The sequence below is a fragment of the Terriglobia bacterium genome (genome assembly GCA_020072815.1).
Classification (GTDB): Bacteria; Acidobacteriota; Terriglobia; order Terriglobales; family Acidobacteriaceae; genus Angelobacter.
In genome coordinates this window covers 109077-127057 of the sequence record JAIQGE010000023.1, presented here as the reverse complement: position 1 = coordinate 127057, position 17981 = coordinate 109077, and the positions used below count along the sequence as shown (strand labels likewise).

13 protein-coding genes and 2 pseudogenes are annotated in these 17981 nt (G+C 55.6%); 10 read left to right on the top strand and 5 right to left on the bottom strand.

Annotation, left to right across the window (positions count from 1 at the left end):
• Positions 1-15 precede the first annotated feature (15 nt).
• From LAO20_21895 to LAO20_21880, 4 genes are read left to right on the top strand one after another with little or no spacing between them, the layout of a single operon-like run.
• Positions 16-1494, top strand: coding sequence for a hypothetical protein (locus tag LAO20_21895; GenBank protein ID MBZ5534090.1), 1479 nt, complete (start codon positions 16-18; stop codon positions 1492-1494).
• A gap of 50 nt (positions 1495-1544) precedes the next feature.
• Complete coding sequence (locus LAO20_21890; protein ID MBZ5534089.1) at positions 1545-2186, top strand: methyltransferase domain-containing protein; 642 nt, start codon at positions 1545-1547, stop codon at positions 2184-2186.
• Complete coding sequence (locus LAO20_21885) at positions 2183-3439, top strand: glycosyltransferase family 4 protein (GenBank protein ID MBZ5534088.1); 1257 nt, start codon at positions 2183-2185, stop codon at positions 3437-3439. Before LAO20_21890 ends, LAO20_21885 begins: the two co-directional genes overlap by 4 nt.
• Positions 3436-4629 (top strand): glycosyltransferase family 4 protein, encoded by a 1194-nt coding sequence (locus LAO20_21880; protein MBZ5534087.1) that lies wholly within the window; start codon positions 3436-3438, stop codon positions 4627-4629. The genes LAO20_21885 and LAO20_21880 overlap by 4 nt, the downstream gene beginning before the upstream one ends.
• A 41-nt stretch (positions 4630-4670) precedes the next feature.
• Here LAO20_21880 and LAO20_21875 read toward each other — a convergent pair whose 3' ends face one another.
• Positions 4671-7019 carry an SLBB domain-containing protein gene (locus LAO20_21875; protein MBZ5534086.1) on the bottom strand — a complete coding sequence of 783 codons (2349 nt, stop codon included), beginning with the start codon at positions 7017-7019 and terminating at the stop codon, positions 4671-4673.
• Between the two features lie 973 nt (positions 7020-7992).
• Between LAO20_21875 and LAO20_21870 the strand changes: the two genes are divergently transcribed.
• On the top strand, positions 7993-8646 hold the full coding sequence (locus LAO20_21870; protein ID MBZ5534085.1) for a hypothetical protein: 654 nt from the start codon (positions 7993-7995) through the stop codon (positions 8644-8646).
• A gap of 445 nt (positions 8647-9091) precedes the next feature.
• Here LAO20_21870 and LAO20_21865 read toward each other — a convergent pair whose 3' ends face one another.
• The 4 genes and pseudogenes from LAO20_21865 to LAO20_21850 all read right to left on the bottom strand — a co-directional run bounded on the left by LAO20_21865 (position 9092) and on the right by LAO20_21850 (position 15196).
• On the bottom strand, positions 9092-10570 hold the full coding sequence (locus LAO20_21865) for a hypothetical protein (protein ID MBZ5534084.1): 1479 nt from the start codon (positions 10568-10570) through the stop codon (positions 9092-9094).
• Between the two features lie 94 nt (positions 10571-10664).
• Positions 10665-13940, bottom strand: coding sequence for a hypothetical protein (locus LAO20_21860; protein ID MBZ5534083.1), 3276 nt, complete (start codon positions 13938-13940; stop codon positions 10665-10667).
• A gap of 158 nt (positions 13941-14098) precedes the next feature.
• Positions 14099-14915 (bottom strand): annotated as a pseudogene (locus tag LAO20_21855) (phosphatidylinositol kinase).
• Positions 14912-15196, bottom strand: a pseudogene (locus LAO20_21850) (DUF1738 domain-containing protein). Before LAO20_21850 ends, LAO20_21855 begins: the two co-directional pseudogenes overlap by 4 nt.
• Between LAO20_21850 and LAO20_21845 the strand changes: the two are divergent.
• The 5 genes from LAO20_21845 (at position 15170) to LAO20_21825 (ending at position 17951) form a co-directional block, all read left to right on the top strand.
• Complete coding sequence (locus LAO20_21845; protein MBZ5534082.1) at positions 15170-15907, top strand: nucleotidyl transferase AbiEii/AbiGii toxin family protein; 738 nt, start codon at positions 15170-15172, stop codon at positions 15905-15907. The pseudogene LAO20_21850 and the gene LAO20_21845 sit on opposite strands and share 27 nt — an antisense overlap.
• Before the next feature lie 130 nt (positions 15908-16037).
• Positions 16038-16391, top strand: a complete 354-nt coding sequence (locus tag LAO20_21840) for a helix-turn-helix domain-containing protein (protein MBZ5534081.1) — start codon at positions 16038-16040, stop codon at positions 16389-16391.
• A gap of 3 nt (positions 16392-16394) precedes the next feature.
• Positions 16395-16910, top strand: a complete 516-nt coding sequence (locus tag LAO20_21835) for a HipA N-terminal domain-containing protein (protein MBZ5534080.1) — start codon at positions 16395-16397, stop codon at positions 16908-16910.
• A 335-nt stretch (positions 16911-17245) separates the two neighbouring features.
• Positions 17246-17545 (top strand): type II toxin-antitoxin system HigB family toxin, encoded by a 300-nt coding sequence (locus tag LAO20_21830; protein MBZ5534079.1) that lies wholly within the window; start codon positions 17246-17248, stop codon positions 17543-17545.
• Positions 17499-17951 (top strand): transcriptional regulator, encoded by a 453-nt coding sequence (locus tag LAO20_21825; protein ID MBZ5534078.1) that lies wholly within the window; start codon positions 17499-17501, stop codon positions 17949-17951. The genes LAO20_21830 and LAO20_21825 overlap by 47 nt, the downstream gene beginning before the upstream one ends.
• The last annotated feature ends 30 nt before the right edge of the window (positions 17952-17981 follow it).

The following is a 17981-nucleotide window of genomic DNA, read 5'->3' as shown; positions in this document are numbered from 1 at the left end:
TTCGGAAAGGATGTATTGAGATCTATTTTATCCAAGTCGCTCACGTTTGGCGCCGCGTGTGCGGTGGTCGTGGTGACAATCAGTCTCGTTGGCAGCTCGACTGCCACATTGTTTTTTTTGCTACTAGCCTGCTTTGTAGCACTGTCGCTGTTTTACGTCCTGAGTTCGGGGAAGTTTGAACTGGCCCGAATTTTTGACCTGCCGGTTTATGTCACCGTAATCATGCTTTTGACTTACGGATTCGGTCCTTTGGAGGTTTTTTTCGACCCAGACAGACTAGACCCTCATACTCCGGTTGATGAGAGCTCCCTCGTAACCGCACTTCTCTTGGTGATCGTAGGCATGGTAGCTTTTTGGACGGGCTGTAAAGTCTTAGAACCCAAGCATCGCCTCCGGCCCGTAATAACACGGGAGCAGAATAGTCGCGGCCGAATCGTTGCCGTTGCCCTAGTTATGTATGCGGTCGGTTTTGGTTGCAAGCTCTACCTGCTGCAGTCACAGCTTTTCGCCTACACCCAATCACTTGATGTCTACTGGGATAACCTTGCCGACGCTCAGTTATTCAACTTTGGCGCTCAGTTTGCCACCTTTAGCCTGCTGATCTTGGGCATCGAGAAGTTTTCTGATCCCTCGAATCGGTTGGCGCGATGGTTATTCTGGGGCGTGTTTTTCTCTGAATGCGTGTGGGGTCTGATTTCCGGCATGAAGATAATTTTGCTAACTAATTTCCTCGCTGTAGCTCTCGTGTCCACGATTCAACAGGGGAAATTAGCCAGGAAATGGCTTATTGCTACGGTTCTGGGACTGGTGATCATCTATCCTTTTTCCAATGCGTATCGTGCTCTGATAAGGGGAGACTATGCGATTGAGGTCACGGATTTTGGGGCGGCCGCTCAGGCTCTGAGTCTCGCGGTTGCCAGTGGGTCACAGACTCAAGGGAGCTCCAGCGATTGGCTTCAAAGTGGCTCTGACAGCACTGTTAGTCGTTTCGATACACTGCCGACTTTCGCCATGCTAATCAATATGGGAGGCAAGGCATCTGAGATTCATGGTGATGAGCGGTTGTGGATGGTCCCCTTCTATCCTTTTGTGCCGCGTGTAATCTGGCCATCCAAGCCGATCCTGGACCAAGCGGCGCGTTTCAGCGATCTTCTCGGAAAAGGAAGGGCAACCGCGACGAACCTACCATATATCGGCGACTGCTACATCTATGCTGGGTTACCCGGAATCGTAGTGGGTATGTTTGTACTCGGTCTTTTTGCCCAGAGATTTACAAACTCATTGAATGGTGTGGTTTCAAAGTACCAGGTGCTCAAGTACTCAGTCCTCCTTCTAACCTGCTTCTGGCTGGAAACGGGTGCTTTCCCCTTTTGGACTTCGCTCATGAAGACCATCGTCGCACTCTCCGTAATCGGCTGGGCAGCCTATGGGTCGCTCAAGCCGCGGACTTCCCCTGTGGTCCTGCGCCGGATGCCGGTTCCTCAGCGGGCCTAGGTGGCCTTGATTCGTGAACATCTTGGGATTGGCAAGAGACGCGCTAGAATATGGCGGAGATGTCATTTTCGGGTTTGAACATAGGCTGTGGCTTATCCGGCGCTGCGGGCTGGGTTAACATTGACAACTCGCCCACTATTCCAATTTCCCGTATTCCGGTACTGAGGCGATTTGCTCCTCCCTGGCCGCGGGATGTTAGACGGATTGACGTCCTCAAAAGGTTCCCGTTTGCTGCGGAGAGCATCGATTACATTTACTCGTCGCACACTTTCGAACATTTTTCATATGAAGCGGCCTCGGACCTCCTTAAGAATTGCCATCGGGCGCTGAAACCTTCCGGCATTATCCGTGTCGCAGTTCCTGACCTCAGCAAACTCGTTGATGGGTATCTCAAAGATCCTTCTCCCCTTGCTTCGCACGCCTTTATCGACCGACTGATGTTAAGAAGCACGGTGAGAGGATTGTTTCACCCAGGCGCGCATCATCAGCAAATGTTTGATGCCAGATCGCTCCTGCATCTCATGAGTGAAACCGGGTACAACCCGCATGTACGCGAGTTCCGCGTGAGCGCAATCCCCGGCATCGAGCAGATCGAGATCCCCGAGCGCCGAGACGAGAGCCTTTACATTGAAGCCACGAAGGTGCGCGAAGGGGGCCCAGATCCAGCCACAAGAATTGCCAGATTGCCGTGAACATCCTCATCACCAGCATTCAGCACTACACGGACCGGCCTAGCGGTTCCTCACGTCTTGCGTATGACGAAGCGCGCTACCTGGCCGCGGCCGGACATCGGGTCTTTATGCTGGCGCCGTCGGTTGACGCGGCTTCGCCGGAGTTCGAGCAGGTGAACGGACTCAGCTTGCTGCGCTATCCGCTGCGGGATTTCCATCTGGCTGATCCGCGCAGGGCCTGGGGCCATCAGCGGGCCGCCAAGGACGCAATGCGCAGGCACATTGCCGGCGGGGTGGAAGTGGTACACGGCCACGCGCCCCTGAGTTACCTGGCTGCCTGTGAACTGTTTGGAAATCACGCGCGCACGTTTTATAGCGTGCATTCCCCGGTGAGCATGGAGATGGAGATCAGCTGGCCGCGGCGTACGCTGGCTGGGAGGGTGCGTCGCGCATTTGGCCTGCCGCTGGTGAGGCGCATGGAGCGCCAGTGCCTGGTGCGCTCGACGGCGGTAACGTCAGATTCGGAGTTTACCCGGCAGCAACTGATCAGGATCCATGGAGAGGAAGTCGCGGCCAGGGTGCGGGTCTTCCCCGGCTGGGTAGACTTGGACGAATTCCGCATCATCGAAGACCGCGACGCGGCCAAAAAATCTCTGGGCTGGCCGCTGGATGTCCCGGTGCTGTTCACCTTGCGCCGGCTGGTGCCACGCATGGGGCTGGACCGGCTCCTCCGCGCGGTCCGCCGGCTGCGCGACCAGGGCCAGGCGATGCAGGTGATCGTCGGCGGCGACGGCCCGCTGCGTGAGGAACTTCAGCAACTGGCGATCAGCCTGGAGCTGGGTGACTCGGTCCGCTTCGTGGGCCGGGTGCCGGCTGCTGAGCTTCCCATGATGTATGGAGCGTGCGACGCCTTTGTCTTGCCCACCGCCGAACTTGAATGCTTCGGCATTATCGCGCTGGAGGCGCTGGCCTGCGGACGTCCGGTGCTGGCGACGCCGGTGGCGGCGATCCCGGAGATGCTGCGCAACTTCGAGCCGCGCTGGCTGGCACGGTCGGCGGATGAAAATGGCATTGCGGACGTGGTGGCGGCCTTCGTCTCCGGCAAGTTGCCGGCCCACGCCCCCGAAGAACTCAGGCTGCGCGTGCAGAAGCTTTATTCCCATGACGCCCGGCTGGCGGAACTGGCAGGCCTGGTGACCGGCGGCGACGAAACCGAAACCGATGCGGGTGGCACATCGCAAGCCGCCCAGCCGGCACATGCAAGGCGGCAATGACAAAAATCCTGGCGACAATAGACTGGTATCTGCCCGGCTTCAAGGCCGGTGGGCCGGTTCGCACGGTTTCCAACCTGGTGGAACTGCTGCGCGAGGATTTTGAGTTTTTCATTGTTACGCGCGATCGCGACCTGCACGACACCCAGCCGTACCCGTCCCTTCCGCTCGGTACGTGGACAAAGATCGGCGCGGCCCAGGTGTACTATTCCGGCAACCTCTCGCTGAGGAGCCTGCGGCGCAGAATCGCGGAGATCGCGCCCGACATCATCTATCTCAACAGTTTCTTCTCTCGCATCAGCATCCGCATCTTGCTGCTGCGCTGGCTGAGACTGATTCCGCGGTGCGCCGTGGTGCTGGCCCCGCGCGGTGAGTTTTCCCAGGGGGCGCGCAGCATCAAGAGGCGCCGCAAGTGGCTCTACATGAAGGTGGCGTTGCCATTCCTCTATCGCCAAGTCCTCTGGCAGGCATCCACGGAGCAGGAAGCAGAGCAGATCAAGCGCGCGCTGGCGGGAAAGGGCGACAAACCGCGCGGCAAAGTGGCCTTGGCCCGGAATGTGATCCACGTCGCGCCGGACGTGCCCGGCATGCTGCATGGAAGCCCAGCCAACGTACGATTACGGAAAGAGCCGGGGAGCGCGCGAATCGTGTTTCTGGCGCGTATTTCGCGGATGAAGAATCCCCGCACTGCGATTGAGCTATCCTGCGGTCTGCGCGGCGACATCACATTCGACATCTACGGGCCGCTGGAAGACCCTGCGCTGTGGGCTGAATGCCAAGACGCCATGAAGCAGGCCCCGGCCAATGTGAAGATCAGCTACCGCGGGCCGGTGGCTCCTGATCGCGTCCAGGCGATTCTGGGGCAATATCATCTGTTCGTGCTGCCAACCTTGGGCGAAAATTTTGGCCACGTGATTCTTGAGGCCCTGGGCGCCGGCTGTCCTGTGGTCATCAGCGACCAGACTCCGTGGTCGCAACTCCAGGAGAAGGGCGTCGGGTGGACGCTGCCGCTGGACCATTTGTCCGGCTGGAGACAGGCTCTCCAATCCTGTGTGGACATGGAAAATACAGCGTTCACGGAGATGTCAGAGAGAGCGCGCCGCTTCGCCCGCGAGTTCGTTGAGTTGCCGGGCACCCGTGAAGAGTACATTGATCTGTTCACGCACGCGATTTCTCTGACTGAAAGAACATAAGAAGCCCGCCAACCCCAACTCTCTTGGGAGTCGCTCGTAACCTACGGGAACAATACTTTCGCGGCGGCGGCGCCGAGGACGAACTGCCCGATGATCTGGGTCCAGTCCTTGAACCCGCGCAGGACGGCGCCCTGGTTCAACTTTTCCGGCACCACAATGGTATCGCCCGGCTCAAGCCTTAGCCTGCCGAAGTCATTGCCGATCAAACCGCGGTGTCCCTTGCCGGCGACCGTTGACCCGTCAGCGCGAATCACGAACGCGCGCCCGCGGTCTCCGCTGGCAGTGACGCCGCCGGCGATCCGCAGATAGTCGGACACGGTCTTTCCCGGCTTGAACACGAAGGCATTGCTGTTGTAGACGGCGCCGATAACGTCCACGGTGGCGGGACGGAAGGGGACAACCAGCCGGTCGCCGTCTTCCAGCACCAGGTCGGGAAGCTGTTCGATGGAGTCAGCGTTGGCCCGGAGCCCTGTTGGTTTTAACTCCAGCACGATGCGTCCGGCAGCCCGCAGCAGCCGCAATTTCTCCAGCAAGCGGCGCTGTCCTTCCAGGGCCTGGCTTTCGGCAGCCGCCTCGTCGCCGGTGCGCCCGCGCAACCCGCCGGCGGAGCGCTCCACGGTCTTCTCCATCTCATTGATGTACTGGTCCAGCCGCTTCTGCTGGTCTTTCTGCGTGGATTCGCGCGTGAACTCCGCGCCGTAAAGGTAAGCCTGGGGCGTGAATCCGCCCACCCGACTGACCAGTTGGCGCAGTGTTTCGCCCGGCTGCACGCGGTAGACACCTCCCGCCTGGAACTCACCTTCCATGCGCACGAACTTGCTCTGCCGAGCGATGGGCACCTGCAGGTCGGCCTGAGAAAAGATGACGATCACGTCGCCGGATTGCAAAGGCAGGTTCTGGGATTCTTCCCCGGCAATTGCTTTGCCCAGGTTGAAAGGCAGCAACTCTGTTGTCAAAGTATCCAGATCGAGGCGCTCGACCACGGCGTACTCCCAGTTGATCTCCGCGGCGGAGCGCTTGACTTCGTTTTTGATCTCTTCCGCTCGATCACGCTGGGCGTCGCCATTCACGGAGCGCCTCTCTGATTGCCCGGATTGCCCGGATTGCCCGGACTGCTCGAGCGGTGCGGTTTGGCCTCCCAGTGGTCCTGGTTGCGCCGGTTGCCCCGTTTGCTGAGTCTGCTGCTTCTTCTCAGCTCTCTGTTCTTCGATCGTCTTGAAACTCTGGCCCGTAGGATCGAGGGCCAGCCGGCTTTGCCGCTTCCAATATTCTTCGGTGATCAGGGCATCCCGACTGGGAATCAGATCATGTACGCGCATGCCGGCGTGCCACGCATACCTGCCCGGGATGGCCACATTCCCGCGCAGAGTGACGGCGTTCTCAAACTTCGCCGAGATATGCAGGAAGCGCACCAGGTCTCCGCTTTGCAATTCTCGCTTCAGCCCCTCGCTGGTCAGCGAAACCTCTTCGACTCTGCGGATGCGATGGTCGCCGATGCGTTCCAGGGTGGCGTGCTCGGCGGTGGCGGCGACGGTGAGGCCTCCGGCAAACCCAATGACATCGCCCAGCGTATCGTGCTCCTGCAGTTCAAATATTCCCGGGACGTTGACGCTGCCGGCCAGGGCCGCCAATCGCGCCACCGGTGGCACGTAGATCACGTCGCCGGGCAGCAGCGCCACGTCCCTGGATTTATCGCCCTTGACCAGCAGGGCGTAGAGATCGAAGGTGGTGATTGGTTTTCCCTGGCGCTGAAGCTGGATGCGGCGCATGGATCCGCGCTTGGAAGGCCCGCCGGAAGCAAATAGCGCATTAACCAGCGTGCTCAGCGAACTGATGGTGTAAACGCCCGGACGCCGCACCTGGCCCACCACAAATACTTGGATGGAGCGCAACTGGCCCATCGTCACGCTGAGTTCGAAATTCTTGAACATACTTCCGATGGCAGTCTGCAAGTAGTCATGGAGATGGTCGTAGCGCTGCCCGGCCACGGTCAGAGTGCCGACCTTGGGCAGGTAGATGGTCCCATTGCGGTCAACCACGGCACGGCCGTTGATCTCAACTTGACCCCAGGCGCGGATCAGGAGTTCGTCGCCGGGGCCGATCACGTATTCGGGCGTGACCGGCACGCGGTCTAGGGGCGCGAAGGTCGAAGGCACGTTGCGGAAAAGATCTTGTCCGAAAATCGGCAGACGGTAGCCGAGCGAGCCGGCGATCATCTCCTGGAACTCGATATCGGGTTCGGGCGGCAGCGCAACCAAAGCCGTTGGTTGCGAATAGCGCGGTAAATTGCGATCTTCCGGAGACAGCTCTCGATCACGCTCACGGCCATCGCCTTCCGGCGACAGATTGGTGATCTGCGGCGGGCGTGGCGGCAGTTGTACGCCGGGCATCTGCTGAGAGGGTGTGTCCTGAGATTGTCCGGAAGATGATTGCGAGGACTGACCGGCGGCCATCTGCCCAGCCGCAGTAGCAAAGATCATTAAACCAGCGCAAATGACCGAAACACTTTTAGTTTGCAAGATCGCTTCCTGAACAAAAACAAATTGTCTAGCTGTAATGCCTGCAACATGGCTGGCCCCGTTTGTGACAGAGTTGCAGAAATGCTGAACGCCATGCGTGGGGGCCGCTCCGGCTTGGGCGCGACTGTCAACGGGATGCCAGCAAGCCGAATCTAGCAGGTTAGGTTACTCAATATGCTCTGCTCTTGTCTATTCGCGGATCGTAGTCATGATGGCTCGCGTGTCCGTTGAGAGTGAACGTCGGTGGTTCTAGAACTTGTGCCGTTTTCGGGAGGACTGGAAATCATTGAGACGAACCCCGCCCACGCCGAAAGTTTGGAACATTTCGGAACACAAATGCTGTTTTTTGTTTGTCTAAGTGGTTGAAAAGATGGTGGCCAGGGACGGAATCGAACCGCCGACGCCAGCCTTTTCAGGGCTGCGTTGTAGCGTAACCCATTGAAATTCTAAGGCACGGATGGCTTTTCTGAGTACCCTTGGGAACGGCTGGATGCTCTTATCGAACCCCCATCGAACCCTCGTCTACCTAACTGGGCGGAAGCTGCGGGGAGGGTGGATTAAAAGACCAACACGCGACCTTGGCAATTCCGAGAAGCCCGTTTCTGGACCCAGAGCCAATTACGAACGACCGAACGGGCTTCAACTCAATAGGCCCACTGCACAATTCTGATGAGCTGTGGATCGCGTTCCAACTCTTCACTGTTCCGGAAGCATGTATTCATTTAGGGTTGCTTAGGTTGGACAACGATGCTGAAGGCTCGTTGTGACGAGTGCCGCTGGCCTGTTACGATCCATTAGGGACCGCGGGAGAATCCATGACCGCATTATGAAAAGGAGGAAAGTTGTGACGAGCAACAATGCACACGACCGAGATAGCCAAGTGGACGCTATGGTCAACAGGGCCACGGAACAGTTTCTGGGCTCGAGCGTCGTAAGATTCGTTTTCTTCTCCCTGTTCGGTGTGGCCGCTCTCGTTGGCGTGGGCGTAGGCGTAAGCGCGTACCAGGTCAAGACAGTGAGTGACCACGCTGCCCAGGCAAAAACCGAAATCGACCAGTCTGTCGCCTCTCTTAAGCAGTCAGTCGCACTCAGTTCACGGGATGTAGCGAACCTTTCCAATCAAGTCAACGGACTCGAGGCTGACGCAACCAGGCGGGTCAATGCTCTTCTCGAAAAATTAGACTCCAACGACCTTAAGAACCTCGGCGCGGCTAGGGACTCACTCAAGTCCCTGCAAGACGCGCTTCAGAACCAAGCTAGGCAAGAGGCGACTCTGGAAGACTACCTGCAGGAACTGAACAAACGCGCAGACACAGTCTTAGCGTTTACAAGGTTAAGTAAAGAAATCGACGAGGCGAACGACAAGATTGGCCGCCTTGAGACGCCCGTAACAATTGGACGTGCCTTGACTAGCCCCTTCTTTTTGACATTCATCGGCGTATTGATGTTACTTGCCGGTGCAATTGGAGGGCTAATTTCGAGAAAGAAGCCGGCCTAAGCTCGACCATAAGGCTTTTGCTCGTAGCCTCGGGGGTCACCCAAGAGCGGCCATGTAAGGTCACTTCAAAACCGGCCATAGAGAACTGAGCCAGGACGTTGACAGCGATAACAATACGACACTGAGAAGCAGCTTGTTTCGGCGGCTCATCGGGCACTTTCCTTCCCTGGGAATGAGGATTCTGAATACAAAGCATCTCTAAGTCAACTGCAAATGTTGTGTTGCATCCACGAGAATGGGTGCAACAGTGCGTTGAGGGAGTGCACAGGTTGCCGCCATCTGGCGGAAACCGGTGGAGTGAACATCCTGTGCCAAGGGTCAACCATGATTAATCCTGCAGTTCGGCGACATTGACACTTAGCTCGCCATTGGACCCTTGACGGACAGAGCCATGACCCGAAAGTTGAGCAACCTAAACAGTTCTCCCATAGCCACGTTGCTGAGTCTATTCAAGCGGCAGTCCAGACGAGGGAAACAGTGGTACCCATGTGCCTTGGTCGTGCCACATCAACGGAATCGTATTGTTCGGCACGGTATTGAAAAAGACCACAATGCCTCCTGTGTCTTCAAAGCCGAAAATGAAGCGTCTGGCCAAGCCTGGATAGTGATGCTTTGCGACATAAGTACAGAACTGTTGCAAGTTGCGGCGCTGCCGTTCGGTAGTCAAAATTCGGCTTTGTGCGCTAAAGCAGCGATCCTCTTCGTTATATGTTCTATGCGTCAAGAGCCGCAAACGCTTGCCGAGAGCGCGAGAAAGAGTCTGCGTCGCGTTCTGGATACCACGCTGATAGCCCGCGAACACCAGAATGACGAACCGGGCGTCAGGGTACCGCGCCGCCAGTTTCATCAGTGGGCTGTGCGGGCCCTTACACAGACGCCCGAGGGTTTTTCCCGAGCCAACAAAATCATCCGCCAGCACAAATACAGGGGACAGGCCCTGAACTGCTGGCCAGCTGCTCTCGTGAGCAGAGAGATCGACGTCCTCATTGATCTTCCAACGCGCTTGGTTCTTGATTTCGTGTGCTATCCACGGCGCACTCTTCCCCATTGCCTGCCATTTACAGAAGGTTACTGCGGAGCCCGGAGATATGCCTGAGTCCGAAATAAGTCTTGCCAATCCTTCGTGAAACAGTGGCCACGCCACAAAGTATCGACCAGCCACCTCGCGAATCAAGTGGACGCCAATAGGCCGAAGTTCGTCCGGAAATTGATTGAGCCATCTGCGAACGTGCTGTGCGCTTAGGGGCGTGCCGCGATAGATGAGGCCTGCTATTACCCATTGAAGATCGTCAATCATGGCTTCACGGAGCGCTTTTATGGAGATGGGCTGATCAGTAACAACAGTTGAACAAGCTGCCTCAATCCATCGTCGAATCGAGCGCAGATTCTCGGGGATTGCGGGCTGCTGCGCGAAGAACTCTCCCACATTCTTGTCGATTTCATGGGGAGCGGCATGGCTAGCCGCAATGTTAGCCGACACGAGGTGCAGATCTTCTGCTAGCACGGGTTCGGCAACAGTGATCCGGTGGTCAAAGGTCGTGGATATCCAGTGCTCCGGCCCGATTGAAGCTCCCGCCTTCACTGACACGGTAGCTATGATCCAAAGCTCGTCCCCTATTGAACGCTCACGTCCGTGAGCATCCGAATACCTCCGTCGAGTCAATACTCGCGCAAGCACATGGAGCAAACCCGGCTCCAAATCTTCGAGCCCTCGAAGATGGAGCAGCGTGGGTGCGTCCTTGCCTAACACGCCTCCAGAGGCCTCGTCTTCTGGCACGGTCGGTCCCTCGACGCGAGTGCCAAAAAGCTGCTCAAGGACGTATCTGCTTGGCTGATTGAGTCGTAGCTCAACAATGTCGAGTTGAAGCTCAGCAGCGATTTCCTCAAGAATTGTATGTTTCCCGATTCCGGGTAGGCCGATCAATAGAATGGAGGGCAGCCTAGAACTCGCGTTTTCGAGAGCACTATAGATGAGGCTACGAGCCTGATCCTGAACCGAGCAGAGAGATAGGGTCACGTCAGCGTACTCGCTTGCTGCCTCGTTCTGAGATTTCTTCTAGACGGCGAGGGATAGCCAATGGCCCCGAGAACTCAAACCTGACAATGCACTCACTTACGTCGTTCATTTTTAGTGCCGGACTGAATTGACGCGGCCGTACCGGCATGCGTTGACCCATTTCAGGTGCAAATGCTTCTCCCCTCCAATCGCCCATAACTCGCGTCACCTTGATATGCGTTACTCTCGCACGTGTTGGATCCTTGCGATCCCTCCAAACCTCACGAACCCGAGGGGGTGTATTGCCAGAGCGAGCGGTCTTGTCTCGCAATTTGCGAAATCGTTCAGCGCCTTCGACGAAGACTTCAAGCTGATAACAAAGCACGGCGTGGTAGAACAGTTCAAGAGGGCGAGGCTGGTATCCCAACCTCGTTTCAAGGGCCTGTAAGATTTCCTTCTGTGAGGCGAAATTGAATCGTTCGCCTGGGTGCCGTCGAAGAAGACTCAGGCGCAGACGCAGACTTCTAGGAGAGAGTTGAACACCGCGTGCCTCTGCTTTCTCCAGAACGCTTAGGGCATTTTCAATTGAGGCGCTATCGCTGGGAGTGCCCCCTAGCGTTAGTTGGGCCTCGCAGTAAAACCCAAGATCAGAGCTATCGGTCTGCTGGAGGCGCCGCAAATAGTCCAAGCCGGCTCCAACTTGCAGCCAATTCAGTGCTCGTGCCCTGTATTTGACAACGTTCTCTTCGAGTTCAGGGTCAGGGCTGGCGGCATCAGTCAAGAGCAACTCCGCCTCGTCAATTAAATCTAAGGCATATGCAACGTCGTCCGCATGCTCGGGGGCTAGTCGAGAACCTGCTTGATGCTCGGCATGGTCAATTAGCCTTAGGCTGAAACCAAGTAGGGCTTCAAGGTTAGTGCCACCACCGACATTGATTGCCTGCTGAAACGCACTAGAGGCCTCCTTCCATGAATTTCGCGCATTATCTTCCTGCCCGCGAATTCCCTCCAGCAATCGTGCGTATCGTGCGTATGCGGTGCCCAGAGTGTTGTATAGATGGCTGGGGTGTTCATCTCTGGCAGGTCTGCGAGGAAGCTTAATGGCTACTTTTAACTTTTCAATCGCACCGTCGAAACGCTCTCGCTTTTGATCCTCTGTCAATTTTGGTGAGTCGGTTGACTGATACAGACACCTCGCCCAGTGATGAAGTATGAGCTTACTTTGATCTCGAATAAACGGAGGTATCTGGCGGAAGAAATCAAGCCTCCAATCCCAATCAAATTGCCTGCGGCCCAGATAATCGGGTACAAGCACATCAATTACGAAACTCTCTGCCACCCATATATCTCCCTGATGGCCACCGGATAACGAGGCAATCACTGGGCTCAGGAGATTGATTTTGTCCGCAATGTCCCGAATACCCCTTCGACGCAGATATTCGTCAGCCAATGCCGGGTGTAGGAACCGCAGTGTTTGGTCACCTAGCTCTTCAACGGAATCGCCCCAAACCACAATATCCCTGGTCTGCCTGAGCGCATCAACTATCAAAGAGGAAAATGCTCCCCCAGTGATAGGCCTCAAAACAGTCCACATTGGACTCACGATTCTAAAAGACGAAAGAACAGCGACGTAGTCCAGCAGTTTCTTCATGCCGGCGTCGGTAACTTTATCCGTTCGCTTCTGTATCCACCTACCGACAGCGTCCTCAGCACGCTGTCGTTGGTCAATATCGAATGCCTCAACAACAAAGAATCTCAGCGCCACCCAAAACAGGGACGATATCTGTTTCTGGCTGCCGGGGTCATACCAGCGCGTTGCCGATTCATAAGCGCTCCATTGATCCTCTGTTTTCGCCTCAATTGGCAAGTCCCATCTCTTTGCTAAAGATTGAAACGCTGCCTCACACCTCGATATCTCTCCCGCTTCAACATGACTTTTGAGCGGAGCCAGTCTGGCGAATCTCTTTGTTCTCTTCTCCTGAAGACTGTCTTCCCAATCAATTTGAATGCCTTGAATCAGCAGGACTTTCCTGTTTCGAGAAGCGAGTAATTGAGAAATTTGTTTGATACTTGGAATCGAGGAGTGCTCAACATCTGTGACGACGACAAGCGGAGGTACTTCATCCAGCCCCAATGTCAGTGCGCCATCTGTTATTACATCTGAGAATGCCAAGATATGATCGAGATCGATGTCCACCTCGTCAGGTCTCAGCACTAGAGTCGGATAGCCAGAGCGTGCGGACTGATATGCTGCAGCGCGTAGGAGGGTTGTGGCACCCGACCCGCCCTGCGCAGGCAATTGGAGTACGAATGTGGATGTCTCAGAGTCTTTCCCCTCCATCTGCCGCAGTGTTTGTTCGACCTCCAGGGCAAATGATCGTCCCGCACTTGATTGGTATCCCCGTTCCACAGGTAGAGCAACCCCAAAAGCTTTCCAGTTCGACAGATCCCCCTCAAGGAATTGCTGCAAATCATCTAGCGCGAATGAAGTTGGAGGAATGGTGTCCCTCTCGGTGATGATTGCGAACTTCGTCAGAATATGTCGAACATCTTTTCCAGAAAGCGCAAGTGTCTTTTTACCAAGACGTATCGCCCAAGTGGGAAGCTCTCTTGAGGAAGGTGCGCCCGCATCACTAATCGCCTTCAGTAATTCAGCGGTTTCACCATTCAACCAAACTACACGTACCCCAGCGAGCATGGGCTGATTCCCGGTTGCTGTTGGTCCAGGGCCGACGATGAGGACGTCTAGGTCTAACGCTGGCGTATCCTCAAGAACTTCGAAGAGCCTGGCTAGATCGCTTTCTCCTACTGCACCGAGAACGACCAAAGTCCGTCCGCGGTATTGGTCGAGCTGTGACGCGAGATCCCACGCAGTTCTCTCGCGAACTCTTCCCTTTGTGACACCGTATTGGGCGTCAAGTGGTGCATTGGCATCAATTACTCCCGGAAGGACTCGGATCGGAAGAAACTCCTCGACTGGCACTCTTGCTTGTGTGTCCGATGCACTCGCTAGCAGGACGACCGGGCGGTTCTCCTTTCCCTGAGCGCTTGAGGCGCGAAATGTTTGTAAAAGGGGGCTTGCCGCGCCCTCCAACCAAATGGCTTCCCAATACAACTGGGCAATCTGGTTGTCAATTTTGTCAGGGAATTTGCGGTAACGCGCGATTGTCTGCGGCGTTGGGAGATCATAATCGTGTGGCTGCTCACCGCTATTGAGATCGTACTTTTGGCAGACCCATAGAATTGCCTTTCTATCGATAAAGGCACGGACTACTTCGGGAGGCAGTGATGGGCTCATAGCATTTGTGGCAAATGAGATTATATGCCATTGTCGGGCCGGGGGAGCACGAGGGGGCGGCGAGCGCCCCTCGGATTTTTTGGGAGGCTGGAAAGACAAAGAGGAGCACCCTCCTTCGGGTGCTCCTCTTTACTATTTTCTAGGTTAGTTGTGGCCTGCTAGTCGCCGGCCCAGTTGGGGAAGGGATTGCGGGAGGAGTTGCGGAAAGCCGTGATGAGGTTTCGGATCGATGAACGGCGGCTGTGTAAGCTCTCAATTAACCGCGGCAGAGCATCAGCGTCGGCGTCACCACGAGACCACCATTCTTCTGGCATACCCTCGGTGAGGCTCCACAGGTCGGCGCAATCCATCTGCTCTGCCCGGCTCAATGCAGGCTCAAAAGCGTCCCAGCCTGTTACCTGCTGATAGACGCAATTGCGGGCATAGACTCCCCGCAAGGGTGAGTCGGGAAAATCCCAATCGGAGCAATTGAAGCAATAGCCCTGGTCGATGAAGTGAACGTCATATTTCCGGGCATGGACTCGCTTGGTAAACACGGCCTGGCGTCCGTCGGCATTGCCTGTCCACTTGTCCAAAACCAGCATTGGCCAGATCACGGGTTTTCTCCAGCATGAGGGCCTCGGGCAGGTAATCAAATACCATCTCCTGCTCGGGATCGGCAACATAGCGCGAAGCCAGCTGCAATCCGCTGCTGCACGGCGTCTCATTCCCTGCATTTTGCATCCGCAATTCAGGCGTTTGGGCAATGAGCCAATCCGACACTTCGATGACCGCAACCTCGGGCATGGGAAGTCCAAGGTACAAACCAAGGCGGGTAGCCAAGAATTCATTGGCCAGTACGCGCACACTTTGCGGGTTATTCTGAAACTTGACGACGACGAAACCGCCATCGGAAGCGCGCATAAGATGTGACTGCGCCCCCCCGCGCATTCTGCGGACTTGCTGGACTGCGGAAAGGCCGCTGGCGCCGTTCATTGCTGCACCGCCTTTTCCGTCTGCACATCCTCGGGGCCAATGGCCCCAAGGATGACGGAAGCGGTGCGCTGGACAACTTCCAAACTCTCCGTAAGCAATGCTGCATTGCCGTGGTAGAGCTGGATGTAATCACTCGAACTGGTTCCGGTTTCAAGCCCCAGCACGTGACAAACCACGAAGGCCACGGCCTCGGCTTCTGTTTCGCGGACGGCTTTGGTCGTGAGGGTGCGCCGTTCGGCTCTGTGCAACATTTCATGGGCGAGTTCATGCACCAGCGTGGCCAGCGATTCGGCGGGTTCCTGACTGCGTTAAGGACAAGGTGTCAGGAGATCCTCGGAACGGAAAAGACCTGGAGTCTCGATCTGAGCAATCAAGACCCGAATGTGGTCCAATTTCGTTATCCCGCGGCCGGATCCACAAACCTTGCTTACGTTGTTCCGCAGGTGGTGCTAGAGCTTGGAACCCACGCAGAATTTGTACCCCACGATCGTTTCACGATCCGCTCATTCACTGCCGAAGAATTTCCGAATGTGGTTACCGATGGTGACGTTGGTGTCGTTGCTCTTCTCGCCAAGCGAACCTTTTGGGAGAAGGCGACGATCCTCCATGCCGAATTCTATCGTCCACAGGAAAAGGCACTGCCTGATCGGTATTCGCGGCACTACTATGATGTCGCCATGATGGCCCAAGGGGCGATCCCAGCCGAGGCGCTTAGCGACATGACGCTCCTGGCTCAGGTTGTGAAGCACAAAGAGACCTTTTATCCTTCCGCATGGGCTCGCTACGACTTCGCGCGGCCCGGAAGCCTCCGCCTCATACCGACGGAGGATCGTGTGGCGGCGTTGGAACGTGACTACCGGAACATGGGTGTGATGATCTTTGGTGAGCCGCCGGCATTCGGCAAAATCATGGAAACACTGAATAGGCTTGAACAGGAAATAAACGGGCCAATCGGTGCTACCAAAAATTCAACCTTGAGCCAGCGGACGTAGGAATAGTTAGAAGCTGAAACTCCGAAAGAACCAAGACAAGCAAGACAAGAAGGACCTAAGCGAACGCGACATTTGGAACAAGCACATCGGGCCGGGCGTCAAGCGCGTTGGCTGGGATGGCATGTTGCAGATGCGCGAAAGAGGTCGCCTTCACCAAGGGGCAGGATCATTTGTTCGCGGAAAGTTGGTTTCTCGCGGCAAGGCCAAGCGAGTAGGCGAACGCATACGCAAGCTGCGCTTGTCGCGCAATATGGCTCAGCTCACGACGGCGGACAAAGCAGGAATCTCCGAGAAGGCACTCCGAAACTTGGAGACAGGACGAGGTTCTACGGTAGAAACTCTCCTCAGAACTCTAAAGGCGCTGGACTCACTGCAAGGAATCGAGATGCTCGCGCCCGACGTGACTGTCAATCCACTCGCACTGCTACATTCGGCTAAGGCCCCGCAGCGTGTACGCACATCACGGACGCAGCGAAAGAAGTAGCCAATGAAACATGTCCGTGTCATTGTAGTTCGAGTTTGGGGAAAACGAGTTGGCGCTGTGGCTCTTGATGACCGACTTGGCTACTATGCGTTCGCATATGAACCGGAGTGGCGACGTACTGGGATTGAGTTAGCGCCGTTAACTCTGCCGCTTGATGACAGAAGAACCGCTTTTGCCTTCCCGAATCTTCCTGACGCAACGTTTCATCGACTGCCGGGAATGCTCGCTGATGCATTGCCGGACGATTTTGGCAACGCACTCATCGATGCTTGGATGGCTGAGCGCGGTTTCGAAAAGAGCCAAATGACTCCGCTGGACCGCCTAGCGTACATGGGAAAACGAGGAGTGGGCGCGTTGGAGTTCAAACCCGCGCATTGCTCCCATAGTGAGAGCGCTGCCCCGCTTGAGATGAAATCCCTTGTGGAGAATGCGCGCAAACTAGTAGCGGGAGATCTATCGATTGTTCCGCACGGCAGTATGGTGGTACTTGGCGCAGACTTCACCAATCTCAGCCAGTAACGCCAGAACAGCACCTTTGGAGCGTCCAGTCATACGGCAGGTGCTACGAATTGAATTACCCTCGACCAAAGAGGCCACTATTTGCTTGCGTTTTTCTGTGCTCAAGCGATTCATAACAATACCTATAATGCTTGAGCGGTAATGCAATGTCAAGAAATAATTCGCAATTTGCGAAGTTTTGTGCTACTGTATTGACGGTGGATTATTCCCCACGAATACCAAACATTAAAATCATTGACTTCTTCGCGATTTGCGAATAAAGTTCTGGCTTCGCTGGATGCGAAGAATTATCTCCCTCGATACGCAACTTCGCATATCGCGAAGCGTTCTTACTAATGACAGTGCTCGGAATCGACATACTGGAAGATGCAAAGCGGAGATACCCATTCGCTAGACCCGGTATAGTGCGATGGAAAACGATTACAGATGGCGCAAGCTGGAGACACTTTGAAGATCTTAAGCAACATTTCAACGCTCCAGATCCAGTTGGCAAGTGCGTCGTTTTTGACATTAAACATGATGATTTTCGCTTAATCGCGCTGGTGAATTACGCCCGATCAACTGTGATCGTTAAAGCGTTTCTCAAACATGCCGATTATGATAGGGACGGGTGGAAAAATGAATGCGGTGCTTGATTATGGAGCTCTCCTGGCACATACCCAGCCAGAGGTAGCGCATCGCGATGAGCAGTACAGAGAGATGCTTAAAAAGCTCTCTGACCTGTTGGTTCGTGATGAGCTTAATGAAGCAGAAGGAAAGCTCGCAGAACTACTTACAGTTCTCATTCAGGAATACGAAAAAGAGCGTTTCAGGGACAACGAGAAAACCCCCGCCATCGAGGCGGTCAAATACCTCATGGAACATCAAGGACTGAAACAGAAAGATTTAGTCCCGGCGATATTCGAGACTGAAAGCGTAGCATCCGAAACCTTAAAAGGGACACGTGGCTTAACCCTTAAGCACGTAAAGCGCCTTTCCGTCTATTTCAAGCTCTCTGCCGATGTTTTCATTGATGAAGATTCTGAGAGCGCCGTTGCTTAGCCCAGCGGGCCTTCGCGGCCTTCTGGGCTA